General features: G+C 52.9%; 14 protein-coding genes. 3 read left to right on the top strand and 11 right to left on the bottom strand.

Annotation, left to right across the window (positions count from 1 at the left end; genetic code table 11):
• A partial coding sequence (locus tag PK629_10785) for a hypothetical protein (protein HOP11965.1) occupies window positions 1-433 on the top strand: 433 nt, incomplete at its 5' end.
• A 186-nt stretch (window positions 434-619) separates the two neighbouring features.
• Here PK629_10785 and PK629_10780 read toward each other — a convergent pair.
• Both PK629_10780 and PK629_10775 read right to left on the bottom strand, forming a co-directional pair.
• On the bottom strand, window positions 620-1,348 hold the full coding sequence (locus PK629_10780) for a TrmH family RNA methyltransferase (GenBank protein HOP11964.1): 729 nt from the start codon (window positions 1,346-1,348) through the stop codon (window positions 620-622).
• Between the two features lie 279 nt (window positions 1,349-1,627).
• Window positions 1,628-2,275 carry a class I SAM-dependent methyltransferase gene (locus PK629_10775; GenBank protein HOP11963.1) on the bottom strand — a complete coding sequence of 216 codons (648 nt, stop codon included), beginning with the start codon at window positions 2,273-2,275 and terminating at the stop codon, window positions 1,628-1,630.
• 154 nt (window positions 2,276-2,429) lie between these two features.
• On the opposite strand from PK629_10775, the gene PK629_10770 reads away from it, so the two are divergent.
• Entirely contained in the window at window positions 2,430-3,452 is a 1,023-nt protein-coding gene (locus tag PK629_10770; GenBank protein ID HOP11962.1) for an aldo/keto reductase, read from the top strand.
• Between the two features lie 149 nt (window positions 3,453-3,601).
• On the opposite strand, the gene PK629_10765 is transcribed toward PK629_10770, so the two are convergent.
• The gene (locus PK629_10765) at window positions 3,602-5,449 is read right to left on the bottom strand and encodes an ABC transporter ATP-binding protein (protein ID HOP11961.1); all 1,848 of its coding nucleotides are present in this window, start codon (window positions 5,447-5,449) and stop codon (window positions 3,602-3,604) included.
• Window positions 5,439-7,241 carry an ABC transporter ATP-binding protein gene (locus tag PK629_10760; GenBank protein ID HOP11960.1) on the bottom strand — a complete coding sequence of 601 codons (1,803 nt, stop codon included), beginning with the start codon at window positions 7,239-7,241 and terminating at the stop codon, window positions 5,439-5,441. Before PK629_10760 ends, PK629_10765 begins: the two co-directional genes overlap by 11 nt.
• Before the next feature lie 382 nt (window positions 7,242-7,623).
• On the opposite strand from PK629_10760, the gene PK629_10755 reads away from it, so the two are divergent.
• A complete protein-coding gene (locus PK629_10755; protein HOP11959.1) occupies window positions 7,624-8,922 on the top strand; it encodes a thymidine phosphorylase in 1,299 nt (432 codons plus the stop codon).
• 193 nt (window positions 8,923-9,115) lie between these two features.
• Here the strand turns inward: PK629_10755 and leuB are convergent, their stop codons facing one another.
• The 7 genes from leuB to ilvD form a co-directional block, all read right to left on the bottom strand.
• The gene (gene leuB, locus PK629_10750) at window positions 9,116-10,189 is read right to left on the bottom strand and encodes a 3-isopropylmalate dehydrogenase (protein ID HOP11958.1); all 1,074 of its coding nucleotides are present in this window, start codon (window positions 10,187-10,189) and stop codon (window positions 9,116-9,118) included.
• 121 nt (window positions 10,190-10,310) lie between these two features.
• Entirely contained in the window at window positions 10,311-10,820 is a 510-nt protein-coding gene (leuD, locus tag PK629_10745; GenBank protein ID HOP11957.1) for a 3-isopropylmalate dehydratase small subunit, read from the bottom strand.
• Between the two features lie 12 nt (window positions 10,821-10,832).
• The gene (leuC, locus tag PK629_10740; GenBank protein HOP11956.1) at window positions 10,833-12,095 is read right to left on the bottom strand and encodes a 3-isopropylmalate dehydratase large subunit; all 1,263 of its coding nucleotides are present in this window, start codon (window positions 12,093-12,095) and stop codon (window positions 10,833-10,835) included.
• Between the two features lie 15 nt (window positions 12,096-12,110).
• Window positions 12,111-13,673: a citramalate synthase gene (gene cimA / locus PK629_10735; protein ID HOP11955.1), complete on the bottom strand. Its 1,563-nt coding sequence runs from the start codon at window positions 13,671-13,673 to the stop codon at window positions 12,111-12,113.
• A gap of 4 nt (window positions 13,674-13,677) precedes the next feature.
• Window positions 13,678-15,186 carry a 2-isopropylmalate synthase gene (locus PK629_10730; GenBank protein ID HOP11954.1) on the bottom strand — a complete coding sequence of 503 codons (1,509 nt, stop codon included), beginning with the start codon at window positions 15,184-15,186 and terminating at the stop codon, window positions 13,678-13,680.
• Window positions 15,183-15,512 (bottom strand): hypothetical protein, encoded by a 330-nt coding sequence (locus tag PK629_10725; GenBank protein HOP11953.1) that lies wholly within the window; start codon window positions 15,510-15,512, stop codon window positions 15,183-15,185. Before PK629_10725 ends, PK629_10730 begins: the two co-directional genes overlap by 4 nt.
• Complete coding sequence (gene ilvD, locus PK629_10720; GenBank protein HOP11952.1) at window positions 15,509-17,152, bottom strand: dihydroxy-acid dehydratase; 1,644 nt, start codon at window positions 17,150-17,152, stop codon at window positions 15,509-15,511. Before ilvD ends, PK629_10725 begins: the two co-directional genes overlap by 4 nt.
• Between the last annotated feature and the right edge of the window lie 15 nt (window positions 17,153-17,167).

Below are 17,167 nucleotides of genomic sequence, written 5' to 3'. Positions count from 1 at the left end.
GAAGCCATTGGCCCGTATTGAGGGGTGCTATAATTTTGTCGATGTGCGCGACGTCGCACAGGCGGTTGTCAAGGTTGCAAGAAATTCAAATCCCGGCAGCGCCTATATTCTCGGTGGAGAGGTCGTCACGGTGACGCAGCTTTTTGAGATTTTATCCCCGCTCTGCGGGCGAAATATTCCAATCAAACTCCCCCTTTGGTTTGTGAATACCTTTTCCGATTTGGGGGTGCTTTATTATAGGGTACGCGGGAAAAAGCCGGTTTTCTCCCGCTTTGCACTCAAAACCCTGAATTCCAACTGCAATTATGATATCTCAAAAGCCAGAACCGAACTCGGCTATTCCCCGCGAGGTGCCGCTGAAACACTGATTGATTCGGCAAAGTGGCTGTATGAAAATAAAGCGGCAAAAGAAAAGGCCTTCGCGAAAGTTTGATATATCAACAAAAGCAACCGGCCCGAACATTTTGTTCGGGCCGGTTGAGTTTTTAAAAGTAAATATGTCATCCTGAGCGAAGACGAAGGATCTCGTTACTATATGGCAGCCACCCGGAGGCCGTTATCTTTCCGAGATTCTTCGACTACGCACGTTATACGTGCTTCGCTCAGAATGACAAATTCTTTAGATTAATCCGTTTTTTCGGGCGAATACATACGTCCCGATGCTGACCGCAGAGGCCAAATTGAACGAGTCGATTTTATCGGTCAGCGGGATTTTGACACTGTGTTCCATTTGCCGAAACCGCGCGTCCAGTCCGGTCGCCTCATTGCCGAATACCAGTGTGAACAAATTGTGGGGTGTTATCTGTTCGGGAGCATATTCCCCTTCCAGCATGAAGGGAAATATCTCGTGCTTTGGGTATGCTTTTGCATATTCTTCGAAACTGTGAAATGACGCATGCCGGATGTGGAACAGCGCGCCCATCGAGGCACGAATGGTCTTCGGATGCCAGATGTCGGCGGCGGGTTCGATCACCGCGAGGTTTTTGACGTTCATACCTGTGATCGTGCGGATGATCGTGCCCAGATTACCCATATCCGACGGGTTGACCAAAACGACATGGGGTTCGTTGTCCCAGAGCGTGTTTACATATTTGCGAAACACGCCGAGGACATAGCTGTTTTCTTTTTGGTTAACACTCGAAAACGCCTTATCCGACCGGATACAGGGAACCTCTTTGGCTTTACATAATGCGGTGATGCCGTCGATGTCCCGGTATTGGGAATGGACATAGACGCAGTCAAGAAGTTTCGGGGCCGTCTTTAACAGTTCAATGGTTGCATATGCGCCGGAAGTATAGGAATATGCGAATTCCTTTTGATAGGATTTGATTTTAATTGTGTTTGTCATATTGGTGACCCGCTTCCTTAATCGTTTTATGGTTTAAGGATGCAGAGCCGGCAAACACCACGGCAAGATTTCAGGCGCTATATTGTATTTACGCCTTTTTCACACTCCATACAGGTCTTGCCGTCTGTTTGACAGACCCTGCATGGAGCACATCATTCACAACGCCGACGCAGACCGCGGCATAAGAGAGATTGATCATACTTCATTTCCTCCTTTCATGTTTGTATAGTTTTATAGCTTTACAGTACTTTGATTGACATTTATAACGCCCTCTGTTTATTACGCTTTCATTGCGGTAAGAATGGTTGTGCCGCCCATACGAAACACCTGTTTTACCTGCGTAAATCCGGCGGTTTGGAGCATTTCCGTTTGATTTTTCACCGTGCAAGGCGTGTCGTAATGACAAAACATGCCGTCAGGAATCCCCTGCTCTTTACGCAGCCGCGCATTTTCGGCATAGTAACGGTCTTCTTCCTCCTGCGTTTCAACCATATAGTCGCATTCGATATAGCGGCCGTCCGGGTTGAGCGCGTCAAAGAGCTTGCGATACAATTCGATTTTAACATCGTGGGAAAAATGGTGGAGGGTTTGAAACGAGACCGCGCAGTCATATTCGGACTTGCCGAGGCCGATATCGAAATAACTGCCGCAGATCAAATTGAGGTGCTTATCGGGGTGTTTTTGCAGTAGTTTATCCAGCATCGCCTGTGTGAGGTCGATTCCGGTGACATAAAGATCGGGAAACAGTTTGAAAATCTCGTCCAGTTCGAGACCCGTGCCGCAGCCGAGGTCGAGCATATTTTTGCAGGACTTCGGCAGCAGCTGCGCCATCTTGATATAGGCCTCTTTGCTGCCCTCGACGTATGTGAGCATATGTTCTTCATAACCGTCAGCGCGGGCGGCGAAGAATTCGTTCATTTTCTCCATGATTTTTTACCTCTTTTATATTCATAGAGGTGATAACGTATTTCTACGCTTTTTCACACTCCTTCGCATTGAAACTGTACATGTAATCCGTTATAATAAAATTAGCCGGCGGACTCCCGCCGTTTGTAGAACAGGAGAGAGAGAGGACATTTTCGTGGAAAAATTTCGTTTGGGAAGAACCGGACTTATCGTCACACGCACCGCGTTCGGTGTGTTGCCGCTCCAGCGCGTGCAGATGGATGAGGCGGTTAAGATTTTGCGCAAAGCTTACGACTATGGCATCACCTTTTTTGATACCGCAAACGCCTACACCGACAGCGAAGAGAAAATCGGGAACGCTTTTGCCGGAGGACGGCGCCAAAATATCGTCATCGCAACCAAAAGCGGTGCTTCGGATAAACAGACGGTTGCAAAGCATATCGAGCTGAGTCTTCGGCGCCTGCGAACCGATTATATTGATCTTTTTCAATTTCACAACCCGGACGTGATACCCGACCCAAACGATCCCGACGGTGCGTTTGCGGCGGCGTTGGAAGCCAAAAAGAAAGGGTATATTCGCCATATCGGACTCACCAACCACCGTATTGCCCTTGCGAAGCAGGCCGTTGAATCGGGAAATTTTGAGACGCTGCAGTTCCCCTTCAGCTACCTTGCCACCGAGGACGAGACAGCGCTTGTACGGCAGTGCGAAAAACTGGACATCGGTTTTATCGCGATGAAAGGCCTTTCCGGCGGGCTGCTAACCAACGCGCGTGCTTGCGCGGCGTTTATGCGGCAATATCCGAACGTCGCGCCGATCTGGGGCATTCAACACGAAGAGGAACTGGACGAGTGGGTTCGGTTAGACGGCGAGGACTTAACGCTGACCGGTGAACTGCAGGCCGTGATAAACCACGACCGCGCGGAGCTTGCCGGATCTTTTTGCCGTGGCTGCGGATACTGTATGCCCTGTCCTGTCGGCATCGAGATTAACAACGCGGCTCGGATGAATATGCTTTTACGCCGCTCGCCTTATCAACGCCTTATCACCGAGGATTATTACAAGAAGATGCATCTGATAGACGACTGTTTAGAGTGCGGCCAATGTAAAAGCCGCTGCCCTTACGGGCTGAACACGCCGGAGCTTTTAAAGGCCATGCTGAAGGATTACGACGAATTTTATGCCGCGCACCACTAAGTCCGCGCCCCGGTAATCTCCGATACTGCGTGATACCAGATTTTTGCATTATCAGCTTTCGGCGAACTTTTTATCGTCCGACAGACCTTTGCGAATCGGTTTAAATCCAAAATGTCTGTCGTTTTTTAATATCGTTATACCTGTTTTTATTAAGTCCGGGCGAAGATTTTGCCCTGCTCTTCGTTTTCGAACTGGCGGCTGTAGAGCGCGTAATAACGGCCCTTTTTACGAAGCAGCTGGCGATGCGTACCCTGCTCGATGATTTTGCCGTCGTCAACCATCAAAATCAAATCGGCATGTTTTATTGTGGACAACCGATGCGCGATGATGAAGGATGTTCGGTTTTCGAGTACGGTTGAGATCACCTTTGAGATCAGCTGCTCGGTCTCGGTGTCGACCGAGGAAGTCGCTTCGTCGAGCACAAATATCCTCGGATTCACGACAACCGCACGGGCGATCGAAATCAATTGTTTCTGTCCGGTCGAGAGCAAATCGCCGCCCTCACCGACGTTGGAATCGTAACCGTCCTTGAGTTTTGAAATAAACTCATGCGCACAGGCGACCTTGGCGGCTTCGATGATTTCCTCATCGGTGGCGTCGGGGTTGCCGTAACGGATGTTTTCCTTGATCGTACCCGAGAACAGATGCGGCTGCTGCAGCACATAGCCGATGGACGAATGCAGCCAGTTGATCGAGCGTTCGCGGTAATCCACACCGTCGATGAGTACTTGACCCTCGGTCGGCTCAAAGAACCGACAGGCCAAATTGACGAGAGTCGATTTACCCACGCCGGTCTCGCCGACGATGGCGATGCAGCTGCCGGACTTGATCTTGAGATTGAAGTGCGACAACACATCAACGTTGCCGTCCGGGTACCGGAAAGTGACATCGTCAAACTCGATATCGCCCTTGATCGGCTCCCAGTTCTCGCGTTTCGGCTCGAAGATGTCGCCGTATTTCTCCACGATCTCCGGTCTGTCCTTAACCAACGGCTCGGCGTCGATCAGGCGGTTGATGCGCTCGACATTGACTTGCAACGCAATCAGGTCGACCGCGAAGTCGGTGATGTTCGAGATCGGATCAATGATCGAAAGCGCATAGGCGATGAACACCGCCAGCGTGCCGAGACCCTCGGGATCACCGGCAAAACCGCTGCCCGACGAGATAACCACTGCCAGAATCATGGTGCCAAGCACCAGTATGATCGGCTGGAAGACCGAACGCAGGCGTCTTGCCCGCAGCGATTTGGTGCGCATTTCAACGTTGATCTTATCAAACGAATGGCAGACACTGTCCTCGACGGCAAGTGTCTTGATGGTCTTTGCACCGGTGATGTCCTCGTTGAACGAGGCAGTCAGTTTTGCGTTGGTTCTGCGTACCTCCCGGTTCAGCCTGAGGATGTTTTTCTCCATCAGCTGGCAGATGACCAGTGCGCCCACCAACACCACCATGACCAACAGCGCCAATTTCCAGTTCAGAATGAACATGGATACCGAACAGAAGATCAAATAGGAAACCGTCCAGACCGTGTCCGCAAGGCCCCAAGCGAGCATACCGCCCAGACTGAACGTGTCATTGAGTACACGCGACAGCAGATAGCCGACCGGTGTGACATTGAAGTAAGAAAGCGACTGGCGCTGCAGTTTTTCAAAGCAGGCATTACGCAGATCCTTACCGACCCGCAGATCCAGGTTCATCGAGTTGCGGATGAAAATGATTGTACCCGTAACCTGAATCAAGATTGCGATTGCATACAGCAGAATGAACCACTGGATACCCTGCGTGGTGTTTCCGCCGACGAAGTTATTGAACGCATACCGTGAAAAATACGGGATCAACGCGTCAACACAAGCTGTGATCATGGTGCAGATCAGCAGCGGAATCAGGTAACGCTTGTGATTGCCGAGGAAAACAAGCATGCGTTTCCATTCTTTGAATTCGAATTTATTGCTGAGGGCGTATTCGTCGAAATTATTCTGGTTGATTTCAGACGCCATTTGCGCCCACCTCCGTTTCCATCTCCTCCTCAAACATGCTCTGGATGTTGAAGATGGAGCTGTAAATACCGTTTAATTTGAGCAATTCCGTATGCGTGCCCATCTCTGAAATCTTGCCTTCCGAAAGCACCATGATCTGATCGGCGTCCATCAATGTCGAGATGCGGTGCGAGATGATGATGGTCGTCGTGTCCTTGGTGCGGCGTTTGAGTGCGGAACGGATTTTGCTGTCGGTCTCGACGTCTACCGCCGAGAGCGAATCATCGAACACCAACACCGGTGCATCCTCGACGAGTGCTCTTGCGATGGCCACGCGCTGCCGTTGTCCGCCCGAGAGCGTGACGCCTTTTTCGCCGATCAGGGTTTCGTAACCCTCCGGAAATTCGAGGATCGAAGAATGAATCTCCGCCGTGCAGGTCGCTGACTCAATCATGTCACGTGTTGTATCCGGTGCGGCTAATTTTAAGTTATTATCGATGGTATCCGAAAACAAGAACGGTTCCTGCAACACCATGGCGATATTGCGGCGCAGGTGCCTGCGGTTGATCTTGTTGATTTCGGTGCCGTCTATGGTGATCTTGCCCTGCCCTTTTTCCTCGTCGAGGTCATACAGGCGGTTCAGCAGGTGCAGCAGCGTCGATTTCCCGCTGCCTGTTCCGCCCAAAATCGCCAGCGTCTGCCCGGCTTTGAGCTCGAACGAGACATCGCGCAAAACTTCGGCGTTTTCAAATCCGAAAGAGACATGCTCATATTTGATGTCGCCTTTGATTTCGGGGAACAGATCGGTATCGTTGTCCTGTTCGGCTTTGACCGACAAAATCTCGCTGATACGGCCGATGGAAACACCGGCTTTGCTCATCTCACCCAGCGTTCTGCCGAGACGGCGCATCGGCCATGCCAGCATACCGCCGTACATCGCGAAGACGATGATTTCACCGGGGCTCATCTCGCCGTGAACCGTCAGTAAAGTGCCGTAAATCAACAGCATTGCCGTCTGAGAGGCGCTGATCAAGTCGCCGATGCTCCAGTACCAACCCAAGAGTTCACCGGTTTTGATCCAAAGGTCCGCAAATTCCGCGTTGCCGGCTTTGAAACGGTCGAGTTCCTGCCGTTCGCGTCCGAACGCCCGCACGACCCGCACGCCGGTGAAGTTCTCCTGTGCAATGGCGTGCATGCGGCCCTCGGCCTCGTCAGCCAACTGAAACCGTTTAGCGATTTTGCCGTAGAAACCGCCGGAATAGCCGATGACGATCGGAACGAACACCAGACAGGCCAACGCCAGTTTGGTATTGATCGAGAACATCAATGTATAGGCGATGACCAGCATGAAGATGATCCGGACGACGTCGGTAAACTGGCCCGACACGAAGTTGCAGACCGTGTCTACGTCCGAAGAACAGCGCTGCATGATGTCGCCGGTCTGAATCGATTTATGCCACGAGAACGGCAGCCGCTGGATATGGTCGAACAGCATTTTGCGCAGTTTGTAAGACAGATGCTGCGCCAGCTGTGCGCCCGAATAGTTGCGGAAATAATTGAACACGGCGGAAAACACCGCGACTGCAAATACCAACAGACCGCAGATAAACAGGTGCGTCAGCAGAAAGTCCCGCCCGCCGAGTTGCGCGACATAATCCGCTAACTTTTGCGGCAGGTTGAAATCCATCTGTCCGATGACCGAGTCGATCGTAACACCGACGATTTTCGGAGAAATATATGACAGGCAGACACTCAACGCCATCGTGACCACACAGACCCAGAAAAAGCGCCAGTTCCCCCGCATAATTTTCATAATAAAGGCAAAATTGCCCCTCTTCTTTATATCCTTATTTTTCAATTTGTACCTCAATAAGACGGTTAAAAAGACCGCAGGCAGTCGATATGATTATAGAGATTGAACTACCGAATCAAAAAAACGCGTCAAACCATAAATATATAAGACGAAACAAACTGTTTCGTCAGCCAAACGAATAAAAGAAGCACCGCCCACAGACCCCTACACCGGTCTGCCTACACCGTTCGGTGCGTCAAACACGACGTATTATAACCGAGCTTTTCCGATTTGTCAACGGGTTTTGTGAAATATTTGCGTTTTACGGAGGAGTGTGCTATCATTTTCGGGCAGAGCGAATAGAATTATAATACGCTTTTGCGCTAAAAAGGGAGATATTTTTATGAGAATGATCGATATTATCGAAAAGAAAAAATACGGCAAGCGGCTGACCAAAGCGGAACTTTCGTTCGTCGCAAACGGCGCGGGCGACGGGTCGATTCCCGATTATCAGCTTGCGGCGTGGCTGATGGCTGTCTGGTTCAACGGCATGACCGATGAAGAGACGGCGCAGTTTACTTTGGCGATGCGCGATTCGGGTGCGGTCGCCGATCTCTCCTCGATCAAAGGAATCAAGGTCGACAAACACAGCACCGGCGGCGTCGGCGATAAAACCACGCTGATCGTCGCGCCGATTGCGGCAAGCTGCGGATTAAAAATCGCTAAGATGTCGGGACGCGGGCTTGGGCATACCGGCGGCACAATCGATAAACTGGAATCTATCAAAGGGCTTACAACGACGATTTCGCCCGACCGATTTACCGAAATCGTCAACCAAAACGGCATGTGCGTGATCGGGCAGTCCAAAGGGTTAGTTCCCGCCGATAAACATTTATATGCTTTGCGCGACGTGACTGGAACGGTCGACTGCATGCCGTTGATCGCCTCAAGCATTATGAGTAAAAAGCTTGCGGGCGGCGCGGACATTATCATCCTCGACGTCAAATACGGCAGCGGCTCTTTTATGGCGACCCGCAAAAAGGCCGTGGAATTGGCAAAGCTGATGGTCGGAATCGGTACCTCCGCAGGCAAAAAAGTCAGCGCAGTTATCACCGATATGGACACGCCGTTAGGGCATAATGTCGGCAATCTTTTGGAAGTTGCCGAAGCGGTTGAAGTGCTGAAAGGCGGCGGTGATTCCGATCTGCGCGAAGTCTGCCATACGCTCGTCAAACAGATGCTGCTGCACGCCGGTTATACCGATTCCGAAGCCGACAAGGCCATTCACAAATCGATAGAAAGCGGTTCGGCTTTACAGAAGCTGGCCGATACCATTCGGCTTCAAGGCGGTGATTCGAGTTGGATTTCAGATCCGGACAAGATGCCGAAAGCGAAATTTCAGCAGACCGTGACCGCTGAGAAGGACGGATATATCCGCAAGACCGATACCAAACTGATCGGCGAAGCGGCGATGTTGTTGGGTGCGGGACGGGCGGTACTCGAGGACAAAATCGACCCCACTGCGGGTATTACAATGCTGAAAAAGACCGGTGACAAAGTGCAAAAAGGCGAAACGATTGCGGTGATGTATACAAGCGATGAGGCCAAATTCGAATCTGCAAAGGCCATGTTTTTATCGGCGTTTCAATACGGCGACACACCCCCTGCACCGATTCCGTTGATTTATAAAATTATTTCGTAAAAACGGCAGCAAGCGACCCGTAAAGCATAAACACTTTACGGGTCGGTGCTTTGTGTGTTGTAGGGGCGGATATTATCCGCCCGCCGAATATAACAAATCGAAATTATCCGCAATGAGTGAAAATCAATCCTTCACATTTGTCAATGTGGTGGTTCGGGCGGATGATATCCGCCCCTACATTCATAATTCCTGTTTATAGTAATGTAATGATCTTTTCAGTCATTTGGATGGTGTTTAAGGGAACAACTTCGGACGAACCGACGATGTCCGCCGTACGGTAACCGGCAGCGAGAACCTGTGAAACCGCGTTTTCGACTGCGTCGGCTTCTTTTTGCAGATTAAACGAATAACGCAGCATCATGGCTGCCGAGAGAATCGTCGCAATCGGGTTGGCTTTTCCCGTTCCGGCGATGTCGGGCGCGGAGCCGTGAATCGGCTCGTAAAGCCCGCGTGTGCCGTCGCCGAAAGAAGCCGACGGCAGCAGACCGATGGAACCGGTCAGCACCGAGGCCTCGTCCGAGAGAATATCACCGAACATGTTCGAGGTGACGATGACGTCAAACTGCCCCGGATTTCGGGCAAGCTGCATAGCCGTATTGTCTACGAGCATATCCGCATATTCGATGTCCGGATGATCTGCGGCGAGCTTGTGCATGGTCTCACGCCAAAGCTGGGAACTCTCCAGCACGTTGGCCTTATCGACACTGTGCAGTTTTTTGCCGCGCTTTGCAGCCAATTCAAACGCCACGCGCCCGATGCGTTCGATTTCGCCGACACCGTAACATTCGGTGTCAAAGGCCTCGGGGCCGTATTTGCCGTCGCGCCTTCCGCTTTGACCGAAATACATGCCGCCGGTGAGTTCGCGCACGAAAACAAGATCAAAGCCCTTTTCCACGATGTCCGCACGCAGAGGGCTTGCGGCTTTGAGCGATTCAAACAATTTGGCCGGGCGGATGTTGGCGTATAAGCCCATGGCCGCACGGATGCCGAGCAGCGCGCGCTCGGGCCGCAGATGACCGGGCAAAGTGTCCCATTTCGGGCCGCCGACCGCACCGAGCAAAACGCTGTCGGAAGCAAGGCAGCCCTTGACAGTATCCTCAGGTAGCGGGATGCCGAATTTGTCGATGGCATTTCCGCCTGCGGGTTGATCGGTATAGTTGAATTGATGGCCGTATTTGACGCCGACCGCGTCCAATACCTTGGTGGCGCAGTCGACGATTTCCGGACCGATGCCGTCGCCTTTGATGAGCGCGATGTTGTAGTTCATAGTGTTGTTCCTTTCCATGTATGTAGGGAACGGTCTTGACCGTTCCGCTCACAGACATCAAAAACGATAATCTTGTTATACACATATTACGACGTCGGAATATTTAAGCCGCACGGAACGGTCAAGACCGTTCCCTACTCCCAATCAAATTTTTCCCGATCGCGTTGATCAGTCCGCCCGCCTCAATGATCGACTGGATGAACTGCGGGAAGGGCTGTGCGGTATAGGTCTTTTTGGCTGTAAAGTCGATGATCTTTCCACTATCAAAATCGATTTCAACCTCGTCGCCCTCAGCGATGGCTTTAGAGGCTTCCGGACACTCGATGATCGGCAGGCCGATGTTGATGGCGTTGCGGTAAAAAATACGCGCGAATGACTCGGCGACCACACAAGCGATGCCCGAGGTCTTGATGGCCAACGGCGCATGTTCACGTGAAGAACCGCAGCCGAAATTACGCCCGCCGACGATGATATCGCCCGCTTTGACGCGTTTGACAAAGGTTGCGTCGATATCCTCCATGCAGTGGGAAGCGAGTTCCTTGGGGTCGGAGGAATTAAGGTAGCGCGCTGGAATGATGACGTCGGTGTCGACGTTATTGCCGTATTTGATAACTGTTCCGTGTGCTTTCATAATGTATTCCCCCTATTCAACTGCTTCCGGCGAAGCTAATTTGCCTAAAATCGCACTTGCGGCGGCGACGGCCGGACTGGCCAGATAGACCTCCGACTCGGGATGACCCATGCGCCCGACAAAGTTGCGGTTGGTGGTGGCAACGGCGCGCTCGCCTTTGGCCAGAATGCCCATATGACCGCCCAGACAAGGTCCGCAGGTCGGAGTCGAAACCGCACAGCCCGCATCGATAAATGTCTTTAAATAGCCCTTTTCCATGGCCTCAAGCCAAATCCGCTGCGTGGCCGGAATCACGATACAGCGCACGCCTTTCGCGATTTTTTTACCTTTTAAAATCTCTGCGGCGACTGCCAAATCTTCGAGCTGTCCGTTGGTACAGGAACCGATCACGGTCTGGTCGATTTTCACTTCTCCGACATCGTCAATGGTACGCGTATTCTCCGGCAGATGCGGGAATGCCACGGTCGGACGAAGTTTGGACAAATCAATCTCATAAACCGCGTCGTATGCGGCGTCGGGATCGGCTTTATAAATCACGGGTTTGCGGTTGCTGTGTTCTTTGATATAAGCAAGCGTCTTGTCATCGGCTTCGAAAATGCCGTTTTTGCCTCCGGCCTCGATGGCCATATTCGCCATGGTCAAGCGGCTATAGACCGAGAGTTGCGAAACGCCGTCTCCGGTGAATTCCATGGACTTATACAATGCGCCGTCCACGCCGATTTTACCGATGATGTGCAGGATAATATCTTTTCCCGAAACCCATTTAGCGGGTTTATTTTTGAGTACGAATTTGAGCGCCGAGGGTACTTTAAACCAGAGCTTACCGGTCGCCATCGCACAGGCCATATCGGTCGAGCCGACGCCGGTCGAAAACGCACTGAGCGCCCCGTAGGTGCAGGTGTGCGAATCGGCGCCGACCACGAGATCACCCGCGACGACAAGGCCTTTTTCGGGCAGAAGCGCATGCTCCACGCCCATCTCACCGACGTCGAAATAGTTTTTCACGTTCATTTTGCCCGCGAATTCGCGCACATATTTGCACTGTTCGGCCGCTTTAATATCTTTGTTCGGCGCAAAATGATCCATGACCAGCGCCACTTTGTCGCAGTCGAACACGCAGTTTTTATTGAGTTTTGAAAATTCGTTGATGGCCACCGGCGCGGTGATGTCGTTGCCGAGCACGAGGTCGACATCGGCCAAAATTAATTGCCCGGCCTCTACCTTGTCCATGCCGCAGTGCGCGGCGAGAATTTTTTGAGAGAGTGTCATTGGCATTATCTCACTTCCTTTTTACCCGTTGATTAATTTATATTCGAGCGAATCGACCAATGCGATCCAGCTGGCCTCGATGATGTCGGTTGCGACGCCGACCGTCGTCCAAACACGCTCGCCGTCCGACGATTCGATCAGAACACGCACCTTTGCCGCCGTGGCGTCCCGATCGCCGAGCACGCGTACCTTATAGTCGGTCAGATGGACTTCTGCAAGCTGCGGATAAAACACCGACAACGCCTTGCGCAGCGCCGAGTCGAGCGCGTTGACCGGTCCGTTTCCGGTCGAAGCCGCGGTCTCGGTCTTGCCGTCCACGCGGATCTGAATCATCGCATAGGCCGTAGTCGCACCGTCCGGCACGGGATATTCACCCGTGGTCTTGTATTGAATCAGCGAAAAATACGGCTGATACCGCCCGAGCAGTTTTAAAATTAAGAGTTCGAAACTTGCGTCCGCGGCCTCAAACTGATAGCCGTCGTTTTCGAGTTCTTTGAGCTTTTCGACGATCTGCGCCGTCTCGGGTGAGTTCTTTTTGAGTTCGGGCGCGATGACTGCTGCTTTTTCCAGAACCGTCGTTCTCCCCGATACCTCAGAAGTCAGAAACCGCCTTTGATTGCCGACCGACGCCGGGTCGATATGCTCAAACGATTTGGAGAGTTTGCTGACGCCGTCGATGTGCATGCCGCCCTTGTGCGCGAATGCGCTTTTCCCGATAAACGGCCTGTCGCCGGAGATGTTCAGGTTGGCGATCTCCGCGACATGAATCGCGGTCTCGCTCAATGTTTCGATTTTGATGTTCGGCATCTCATAGCCGCGTTTTAATTTTAAATTGGCGATCACGGCGGAGAGGTCGGCGTTGCCGCAGCGTTCACCGAACCCGATAAAAGTCCCCTGAACCTGCACGGCACCCGCTTCGACCGACAGCAGCGAATTTGCGACCGCACAGCCCGAATCGTTATGACAGTGAATTCCGACGCGCATATCCGAAAAAACCCCGCAGACGCGCTTTACGGCGTCGTAGAGGGCAAGCGGAGCGGTGCCGCCGTTGGTGTCGCAGAGACATAGGGCATCTGCCCCTCCGTGCTTTGCCGCTTCCAGCACTTTGAGCGCATAACCGGGGTTTGCAGCGTATCCGTCGAAAAAGTGTTCGGCGTCAAAAATCACCTCGCGGCCGTTTTCTTTTAAAAACCGCACTGTGTTTTCGACGATGGTCAGATTTTCTTCCAATGTCGCACGCAAAATCTCGGTGACATGCAGATCCCATGCTTTGCCGAAAATGGTGATGGTCTTGGTGTTGGCTTTCAATAAAGCCCCGACGTTATCATCGTCTTTCGGCGCAACGCCTTTGCGGCAGGTGCTTCCGAAGGCGCAGAGCTTTGCGTTTTTTAGTCGCAGACCCTGTACCCGCTCGAAAAACGCCGCATCTTTCGGGTTCGAGAACGGATTGCCCGCTTCGATGTAGTCAACGCCGAAATCGTCGAGCGCTTTGACGATATTTAATTTGTCCTGCACCGAAAACGAGATGCCCTCGCCCTGTGCGCCGTCGCGCAGCGTGGAATCGAAAATCTCAACGCTTCTCAAGCGCTCACCCCAATTCTAAAATTTTATTGACGCCGTTGATATAGGCCAGTAAGCTCGATTCGAGAATGTCGGTCGAAAGTCCCCTGCCCGTCACGGTTCGATCGCCGTATTTCAATTTGACGACAACTTCACCGAGTGCGTCGCGGCCGTCGGTGACCGAGTGGATTTCATAGTTGACCAGCGAATAATCGTCGCGTTTGACGATTTTATTGATGGCGTTGTAAGCCGCGTCAATCGGACCGTTGCCGAGCGCGACTTCCTCGACGCTCTCGCCGTTATATTGCAGCTGTACCACGCAGTTTGCGGTGGCGTAGTTGCAGGAGTGCACGTCGTAGCGTTCGAGCTGATATGCTCCCGCGTGTTGCGATAAACCACTGGTCACAATCGCCTCAAGATCGAGGTCGGTGATCTCTTTTTTCTTGTCACAGAGCTCTTTAAAGGTCTGGAAATAGCTCTCCAACTCGTCTTTATCAAACCGGTAACCCAGTTCGGACAGGCGGACTTCCAGCCCGTGTTTACCCGAATGCTTACCGAGCACCATTTTGTTCTTCGGCAGACCGATGGATTCGGGTGTCATGATCTCATAGGTCGTCCGCTCGGCCAATACGCCGTGTTGGTGGATGCCCGACTCATGCGCGAATGCGTTTGCACCGACGATGGCTTTGTTGATCGGCGCGGTCTGCCCGATGATGTTGTAGATCAGACGGCTGGTACGGTAAATCTGGGTCGTGTCGATACCGCATTCGCAGTTCATGGTCTGACCCCTGGTACGCAGCGCCATGACGACTTCTTCAAGCGCCGTGTTTCCCGCGCGTTCGCCGAGTCCGTTGACCGTACATTCGATTTGTGCGGCGCCCGCGCCGACAGCGGCCAGTGAATTGGCGACCGCCATGCCGAGGTCGTTGTGGCAGTGGGTTGACAGACGGATTTTTTCCGCGCCCGGTGCATGGTCAAGCAGATAGCGGATCATCGCGGCCATCTCCTCGGGAGTCGTAAAGCCGACTGTATCGGGGATATTAACCACAGTCGCACCCGCTTTGACAACGGCGGAAACCACCTTCGCCAAGAATGCGGGTTCGCTGCGCATGGCGTCCTCCGCCGAGAATTCGACATCGGCACAATAATTCTTCGCGTATTTGACCATCGCGACGGCTTGCTCCAGTACCTTTTCCGGTTCCATGCGCAATTTATACTGCATATGCACCGGCGAAGTGGAAATAAACGTGTGAATCAAAGGCGAAACCGCGCCTTTGACCGCGCCCCATGCCGCGTCGATATCTTTGGTCAAAGCCCTGGAAAGCGATGCGACTTGACAGTCCTTCACCGTTTCTGCCACGCGCTTCACCGACTCGAAATCGCCGGGCGAAGAGATTGCAAATCCCGCCTCGATGATATCGACCTTCAACCGCTCTAGCTGGCGGGCCACCTCCAATTTTTCTTCGAGATTCATGCTGCAGCCGGGCGACTGTTCGCCGTCACGCAGTGTGGTGTCAAATATTGTGATTTTTCTCATATCAATGGCCCCCTTTCGTAGATTTTGGGATGTTTTATCCGGTTTGGCGAAGCCAAATTTGCGCCCTGCTGTTGGCGCAAAAGGAGAAAACTCCTGGATTTGAAGAATTTATTTTTCAAATTTGTGACCACTCCATTTCCGTTATATTTTTTGCAGTACAATGTAGTGTCTAAAAATTGATCTGTTTCAATCGTCTTTGCGAGGGGCTTTGCCCCGCGGCAATCCAGATTGCCTGGGTTTCCGGATTGCTTCGTCCAGCGCGGGAAACCCGCGCTGACTCCATCGCAATGACGGAACTGAATTTCCTGTGGTTCGGTTTCGCTCATTCGACCACCGCGCCTTTATCAGCCGAGGCCACCATGCGCCTGTAGCGTTTGAGATAGCCGCCGATTTCTGCGGGTTCTTTGAGCTTCATGGTCTGTTTGCGTTTGGCGAATTCGTCCTCCGAGATCTCCAGCGTCAGCGTCTGTTGCGGGATGTCTATCGCTATTATATCACCTTCGCAAACATAGGCAATCGGTCCGCCCGCAGCGGCTTCCGGTGAAACATGCCCGATGGCTGCACCTCTTGTTGCGCCCGAAAAACGCCCGTCGGTGATCAGTGCGACTTCTTTATCGAGTCCCATGCCCGCGATGGCCGAGGTCGGGGACAGCATCTCCCGCATCCCCGGGCCGCCGGACGGTCCTTCGTAGCGGATGACCACTACGTCGCCCGGTTTGATTTTTCCGTTGTATATCGCCGTGATGGCTTCGTCTTCGCTGTCAAACACCCGCGCAGGGCCTTTGTGAACCTGCATCTCGGGTGCGACCGCACTGCGTTTGACCACGCCGCCGTTCGGCGCAAGCGACCCGAATAGGATCGCAAGCCCGCCGCTCTCGGAATACGGCTCTTGAACGCTTTTGATCACAGTTCCGTCCGCTTTCGTTCCGGCAAGATTCTCTCCCAAGGTCTTACCGGTCACAGTCGGAAGCGAGGTGTCCAGCAGTCCGGCGGAAGCCAGTTCCGCCATCACCGCGCGCACACCGCCCGCCGCGTTCAGGTCCTGCATATGGTGCGGACCTGCGGGAGCAAGGTGGCACAGATTCGGCGTTTTTCCGCTGACGACATTGATTTGGCGCAGGTCGATTTTTACACCGGCCTCGTGCGCGATGGCAGTCAGATGCAAAACCGAGTTGGTCGAGCATCCGAGCGCCATATCCACGGTGAGCGCATTTTGAAACGCTTTTTCTGTCATGATTTGCCGCGCCGTAATATTTTTTGCGACCAGTTCCATGATCTGCTCGCCCGCCGCTTTCGCAAGCCGGGTACGCGCTGCATAGACCGCCGGGATCGTCCCGTTACCGGGCAGACCCATGCCTAATGCTTCGGTAAGGCAGTTCATCGAGTTGGCGGTGAACATGCCCGAACAGGAACCGCAGCTCGGACAGGCGCTTTCTTCGAGGCAGCCGAGGTTTTGCTCGTCGAGCAGTCCCGCTTTATAGGCGCCGACCGCTTCGAACACGCTGTTCAGGTCTTTGCCGTCGAGTGAGAGCATCGGGCCGCCGGAGACGAAAATCGAAGGCAGATTCAGCCGCGCCGCAGCCATCAGCATGCCGGGGACGATCTTGTCGCAGTTCGGGATGAATACCAGCCCGTCAAAGCTGTGCGCCATCGCCATGCTCTCGACGCTGTCCGCGATCAGTTCGCGCGAGGCCAATGAGTATTTCATGCCCGTATGGCCCATCGCAAGCCCGTCGCAGACGCCGATGACGTTGAACTCCATCGGGGTGCCGCCGGCAGCCAGAACACCGTCTTTTGCCGCGCGGGCGATCTGGTTGAGGTGGACATGTCCCGGGATGACCTCGTTGAACGAGTTGACAATACCGATCAGCGGTTTTTTGATCTGATTATCGGTATAACCCATCGCCTTCAGCAAGCTCCGGTGCGGTGCCCGTTCGACGCCTTTTTTGATGTTATCGCTTCTCATCATGGCTTCCTTTCA

It is taken from the genome of Oscillospiraceae bacterium, from assembly GCA_035380125.1.
Classification (GTDB): domain Bacteria; phylum Bacillota; class Clostridia; order Oscillospirales; family JAKOTC01; genus DAOPZJ01.
This window is presented reverse-complemented; position numbering and strand designations above follow the sequence as displayed.

Excerpts from the sequence above, each read along its gene's own strand:
- leuB (HOP11958.1), bottom strand. The coding sequence starts at position 10,189 with ATGAACTACAACATCGCGCTCATCAAAGGCGACGGCATCGGTCCGGAA.
- PK629_10765 (HOP11961.1), bottom strand. The coding sequence starts at position 5,449 with ATGGCGTCTGAAATCAACCAGAATAATTTCGACGAATACGCCCTCAGC.
- leuC (HOP11956.1), bottom strand. The coding sequence starts at position 12,095 with ATGCCAATGACACTCTCTCAAAAAATTCTCGCCGCGCACTGCGGCATG.
- PK629_10730 (HOP11954.1), bottom strand. The coding sequence starts at position 15,186 with ATGAGAAAAATCACAATATTTGACACCACACTGCGTGACGGCGAACAG.
- PK629_10775 (HOP11963.1), bottom strand. The coding sequence starts at position 2,275 with ATGGAGAAAATGAACGAATTCTTCGCCGCCCGCGCTGACGGTTATGAA.
- PK629_10760 (HOP11960.1), bottom strand. The coding sequence starts at position 7,241 with ATGAAAATTATGCGGGGGAACTGGCGCTTTTTCTGGGTCTGTGTGGTC.
- leuD (HOP11957.1), bottom strand. The coding sequence starts at position 10,820 with ATGAAAGCACACGGAACAGTTATCAAATACGGCAATAACGTCGACACC.
- PK629_10755 (HOP11959.1), top strand. The coding sequence starts at position 7,624 with ATGAGAATGATCGATATTATCGAAAAGAAAAAATACGGCAAGCGGCTG.
- PK629_10780 (HOP11964.1), bottom strand. The coding sequence starts at position 1,348 with ATGACAAACACAATTAAAATCAAATCCTATCAAAAGGAATTCGCATAT.
- PK629_10725 (HOP11953.1), bottom strand. The coding sequence starts at position 15,512 with ATGAGCGAAACCGAACCACAGGAAATTCAGTTCCGTCATTGCGATGGA.
- ilvD (HOP11952.1), bottom strand. The coding sequence starts at position 17,152 with ATGAGAAGCGATAACATCAAAAAAGGCGTCGAACGGGCACCGCACCGG.